The sequence below is a fragment of the Solimonas fluminis genome (assembly GCF_002930645.1).
GTDB classification, from domain to species: Bacteria; Pseudomonadota; Gammaproteobacteria; order Nevskiales; family Nevskiaceae; genus Solimonas_A; species Solimonas_A fluminis.
Map to the genome: position 1 here is coordinate 1 of NZ_PSNW01000024.1, position 5,057 is coordinate 5,057.

General features: G+C 66.9%; 7 protein-coding genes. All 7 read left to right on the forward strand.

Annotation, left to right across the window (positions count from 1 at the left end; all coding sequences use genetic code 11):
* Nucleotides 1–366, forward strand: a 366-nt coding sequence (locus tag C3942_RS21680; protein WP_133164393.1) for a DUF3450 domain-containing protein, incomplete at its 5' end; no start/stop codon positions are given.
* 3 nt (nucleotides 367–369) lie between these two features.
* Nucleotides 370–1,737 carry a MotA/TolQ/ExbB proton channel family protein gene (locus tag C3942_RS21685; protein ID WP_104232462.1) on the forward strand — a complete coding sequence of 456 codons (1,368 nt, stop codon included), beginning with the start codon at nucleotides 370–372 and terminating at the stop codon, nucleotides 1,735–1,737.
* Complete coding sequence (locus C3942_RS21690; protein WP_104232463.1) at nucleotides 1,730–2,254, forward strand: MotA/TolQ/ExbB proton channel family protein; 525 nt, start codon at nucleotides 1,730–1,732, stop codon at nucleotides 2,252–2,254. Before C3942_RS21685 ends, C3942_RS21690 begins: the two co-directional genes overlap by 8 nt.
* A 10-nt stretch (nucleotides 2,255–2,264) precedes the next feature.
* On the forward strand, nucleotides 2,265–2,690 hold the full coding sequence (locus C3942_RS21695; protein WP_104232464.1) for an ExbD/TolR family protein: 426 nt from the start codon (nucleotides 2,265–2,267) through the stop codon (nucleotides 2,688–2,690).
* Nucleotides 2,691–2,716: 26 nt separating this feature from the next.
* Entirely contained in the window at nucleotides 2,717–3,127 is a 411-nt protein-coding gene (locus tag C3942_RS21700) for an ExbD/TolR family protein (protein WP_104232465.1), read from the forward strand.
* Between the two features lie 3 nt (nucleotides 3,128–3,130).
* On the forward strand, nucleotides 3,131–3,862 hold the full coding sequence (locus C3942_RS21705; RefSeq protein WP_104232466.1) for an energy transducer TonB: 732 nt from the start codon (nucleotides 3,131–3,133) through the stop codon (nucleotides 3,860–3,862).
* 11 nt (nucleotides 3,863–3,873) lie between these two features.
* The coding region (locus C3942_RS21710) for a tetratricopeptide repeat protein (protein ID WP_133164394.1) at nucleotides 3,874–5,057 on the forward strand (1,184 nt) is incomplete at its 3' end.

The following is a 5,057-nucleotide window of genomic DNA, read 5'->3' on the forward strand; positions in this document are numbered from 1 at the left end:
AAGGACGAGCGCGTGGCGCGGGTGGCCAAGCTCAACGAGATGATGCCGCGCGCCGACGTGACCGTCTCGGAGAAATACCGGCGGATCGTCGAGGCCTACCAGATCGAGATGGAATACGGCCGGACGATCGAAGCCTACCGCGGCAAGCGGGGGGACAAGGAAGTGGACTTCCTGCGGGTGGGCCGCGTCGGCCTGTTCTACCAGACCCCGGACGGTGCCGAGACCGGGTACTGGGACCGCGAGAAGAAGGACTGGACCGCGGGTAGCGAGTACAGCGAAGGGGTCAAGGAAGGGCTCAAGGTCGCCAAGAAGCAGACCTCCCCGAACCTGCTGATCGTTCCCATCCAGGCCGCCGCGAGCAAGTAAGCCATGAACCTCAAGATCCTCTCCGCCGCCCTGCTGCTGGGCGTCATCGGCCTTCCCGCCGCCGCCCAGGCCCCGCAGGCCAGGACCCTGGACGAACTGCTCGAGCAGGTGCGCACCGCCGACGCCCGCGACGCCAAGATCAACGCCGAGCGCGAAGCCCGCTTCGCCGCCGCCCGCGACCAGCAGGCGGCGCTGCTGCGGGACGCCAACGCCGAAAAGACCGCGCTGGAGAACCAGGCCGCGGCGCTGGTCAAGCAATTCGAGGACAACGACCGGCTGATCGGCGAACTGACGCAGGCGCGCGACATCAAGGCCGGCAACCTGGGCGAGCTGTTCGGCGTGATGCGCCAGACCGCCGGCGACTTTGCCACCGTCGCCCGCAACAGCATGCTGACCGCGCAGTTCCCGGACCGCGTGGCGCAGATCGACCGGCTGGCGCAGACCAAGACCATGCCGCCGATGGAAGACCTGAACCGGTTCTGGTTCGAGATGCAGCGCGAGATGACCGAAGGCGGCAAGGTCGTGCGCATCCAGGCCAAGGTCACCGCGCCGGACGGCGCCCAGGCCGACAAGACCGTGCTGCGGGTCGGCCCCTTCGTGGCCGTGTCGGAAGGCCGGTTCCTGGAATACACCACCGGCGCCAACGCCTTCGCCACCCCGCCCAAGCAGCCGCCCTCGAAGTTCGGCAGCCTGGCCGAGGACTTCGAGGAAGAGGGCAGCGGCTACCACGCCATGGTGGTGGACCCCACCCGCGGCGTGCTGCTGAACCTGTTCTCCCAGCGCCCCAGCATGGTCGACCGCATCGTCGAAGGCGAAGCCGTCAACTGGCTGATCCTGGGCATCGGCCTGATCGGCGCCCTGATCGCCGTCTACCAGTTCAGCTTCCTGCTGCTGACCAGCACCAAGGTCAACCGGCAGCTGGCCAACCTCAACCACCTGAACGCCGACAACCCGCTGGGGCGCGTGCTGCTGGCCTTCAAGGGCGGCAGCGCCCCGGCCAACGCCGAGGACGCCGAAGTGATCGAACTGCGCGTCTCCGAAGCCGTGCTCAAGGAACTGCCGCCGCTGGAGCGCGGCCAGTCCTTCCTCAAGCTGGGCGTCGCCGCCGGCCCGCTGCTGGGCCTGGTGGGCACCGTCGTGGGCATGATCCACACCTTCCAGGTCATCACCGAATCCGGTTCGGGCGACCCCAAGCTGATGGCCGCCGGCATCTCCATGGCCATGATCGCCACCCTGCTGGGCTTAGGGATCGCCATCCCCCTGCTGTTCGCCAACAGCGCCCTGCAGGCCCGCTCCAAGCGCATCACCCAGATCCTCGACGAGCAGAGCACCGGCCTCTTGGCCGAGCTGATCGAGAAGCGTCATGCCTGAGATCCTGCTGGCGCCGTTCCATGCGGTCGGCCAGCTGATCCTGGCCGGCGGGCCTTTCGTGATCTGGATCCTGGTGGCCGGCATCCTGATGTGGACGCTGATCTTCGAGCGGCTGTGGTTCTACCGGACCCAGCTGCCGGTGATGACCGGCCAGCTGCTCGGGCAATGGCAGGGCCGGGCCGAGCACCAGTCCTGGATGTCCCACCAGGTGCGCAGCGCGATGATCTCGCGGCTCAACGGCGCCATGAGCGAGAACATGCCGGTGCTGAAAGTCCTGATCCCGATGTGCCCGCTGCTGGGCCTGGTGGGCACCGTGCACGGCATGCTCGAGGTCTTCGATTCCATGTCGATCCTGGGCTCGGCCGACGCCCGGACCATGGCCAGCGGCGTGTCCAAGGCCATGAACTGCACGATGACGGGGCTGGCGGTGAGCGTCACCGGCATGTACCCGGTGCACCACTTCCAGTCGAAGATCCGCAAGCAGACCGAACTGCTGGCCGACCGCTTCACCTTCTAGGAACCATCCCATGGGCCTGCGCCACCGCCGCCAGCACGTCGAGCACGAGGAAGAGGCGATCGACCTCGCGCCGATGCTGGACTTCGTGCTGAACCTGCTGATCTTCTTCATCATCACCGCCGTCTTCGTCAAGGAAGTGGGCCTGACGCTGAACACCCCGCCGCCGGCGCCGCCGAACCAGAAGCAGGAAGAAGAGGACAACAGCACGCTGTTCATCGCCGTGCACAAGAACGGCGACATCTCGATCGACCAGCGCCTGGTGGACCCGGCGGCGATCCGGGCCAACGTCGAGCGCTTCCGCGGCGAGAAGCCGGACGGCCCGGTGATCGTGGTGGCCAACACCAAGGCGCCGACCGGCATGGTGGTCAAGGCCATGGACCAGGCACGGGCGGGCGGGGCGATGAACGTCATGCTGCAGCCGACCACGACCAAGTAGAACAGAGCGAGCCCGAGGAGACACCCATGCAAGCCCGCCGACATGCAAGCGACGACGGACACCACGGCATCGACCTGGCGCCGATGCTGGATTTCGTGCTGAACCTGCTGATCTTCTTCATCATCATCACCAGCTTCGTCAAGCAGGCCGGGGTCAAGGTGGACAAGGAGCAGGCCGAGACGGCCGAGTCCAAGGCCAGCGGCAACATCCTGATCGCCGTGCGTCCCAACGGCGAGGTGTGGATGGACCGCAAGAAGGTGACGATGCCCGAGGTGCGGGCCCTGGTGGAGCGCATGCACGCCGAGCGCCCCGAGGACACCGTGGTGATCCTGGCCGACAAGGCTTCCGAGAGCGGCATCATGGCCCAGGTCATGGACCAGGTCCGCGCCGGCGGCGTCAGCAGCGTGTCGGTCGCCACCAAGGGCGAGGGGGGCTGAGCGATGGCCAACTCCGCCCCCACCGAACCCGGACGCGTGCCGCTGTTCGTCGTCGACCGCCGCACCGGCGCGCCGGCGCCTGCATCGGCCGAGCCTCCGCCAGCCGCCGCCGCGTCCCTGCAGACGGGCGTGCTGCGCTTCGTCGTCCCGTTCCTGCTGGCCAGCGTGTCGATGGTGGGACTGTTCTGGCTGCTCTATGGCCTGATCCACGCCACCACCGGCGCCACCACCAACGGCGAGCTGCTGCCGACCGTGGACTTCGTGCGCCTGGCCAAGAACTTCGAGATCGAGAGCCGCGACCGCAAGCCGCCGCCGGAGATGCCGGACCGCCCCGAGGCGCCGCCCGAGGTGCCGGTGCAGCAGACCCAGATCCAGGGGCCGACGAACACCAACGTCGCCATCAACATGAAGCTGGAGAATTCGACGCAGGTGAAGTCCAGCTTCGGCCTGTCCTCCACCGACGGCGAGTACCTGCCGATCGTGAAGGTGGCGCCGATGTACCCGGCCCGCGCGCAGAGCCAGGGCATCGAGGGCTGGGTGCTGGTGCAGTTCACCGTCACCGAGTCCGGCAGCGTCATCAACCCGGTGGTGGTCGAGGCGCAGCCGCCGGGCATCTTCGACGAGGCCGCCAAGAAGGCGGTGACCAAGTTCAAGTACAAGCCGCGCGTGGAGAATGGCAGGCCGATCGCCGTGCCCAACGTGCAGCACCTGATCCGCTTCGAGCTGGAAAAGTGATGAGGTCCGCAGTGAGATCCAGAAACCTGTTGCTGCGCGTACTGCTGGTCATCGCCATGGTCGCCGCCGCGGGCTCGGCCGGGCATTCGTTCGCCAAGGACAAGGACGGCAAGAAGCCGACCCCGCCGCCGACCAAGCAGACCCAGGTGATCCGCGCGGAGACCTACAAGAAGATGGAGGTCGCGCAGAAGGCCTTCGAGGCCAAGGATTACAAGGGGGCTCTGGCAGCGCTGGATGGGCTCAAGGCCACGGAGGCCAAGCTCAACGACTATGAGCGCGCCACGCTCTACAGCCTCTACGCCGCCGTCTACTACGCGCAGGAGCAGTTGCCCAAGACCATCGAATCCTATGTCGCGGTGCTGAAGCAGCCCAACCTGCCGGACGGCCTGCGCGACAGCAGCCTCTATGCGCTGGCGCAGATCTACTTCATCGCCGAGGACTATCCCAAGGCCATCGCGGTGGTGAAGAAGTGGCTGTCGGTGGTGGCGGAGCCCAGCCCCGAGGGCTATGCCCTGATGGCGCAGGCCTACTACCAGACCCAGAAGTTCGCCGAGGCGGAGAAGGCGCTGGTGACCTCGCTGCAGATCTCCAAGCAGCGCGGCCAGGCCCCGAAAGAGGCGGCGCTGGCGCTGCTGCGTGCGATCTACTACGAGCGCAAGGAATACGCCAAGGCCGCCAGGGTTCTGGAGATGCTGGTGAGCATGCAGCCGGGCAAGAGCACCTACTGGCAACAGCTCGCCGGCATGCGCGGGCTGATGGACCAGCAGCGCGAGCAGGTCCGGCTGATGCACGCGGCCTACCGCGCGCAGCTGCTGAGCAACGAGTCCGACCTGCTGAACCTCGCGCGTCTCTACATGGTCAGCGAGGTACCCTATCCGGCCGTGCGCCTGCTGGCGCAGGGCATGAAGAACAAGAGCATCAAGGTGAGCGCCGAGAACCTGCAGCTGTACGCGCAGGCCCTGGCGATGTCCAAGGAATACAAGCAGCAGATCCCGGTGCTGCAGAAGCTGGCGACCATGACCGGCGAGGCGCGGCACTACGTCTACCTGGGCCAGGCCTACAACGAGACCGGCGACTGGAACAACGCGGCGGAGGCTTTCCGCACGGCCCTGAAGTCGCGCAACCTCGACAAGCCCGCCGATGCGCACATGGCGCTGGGCACCGCGCTGTTCAATGCCAACAAGTTCGCCGAGGC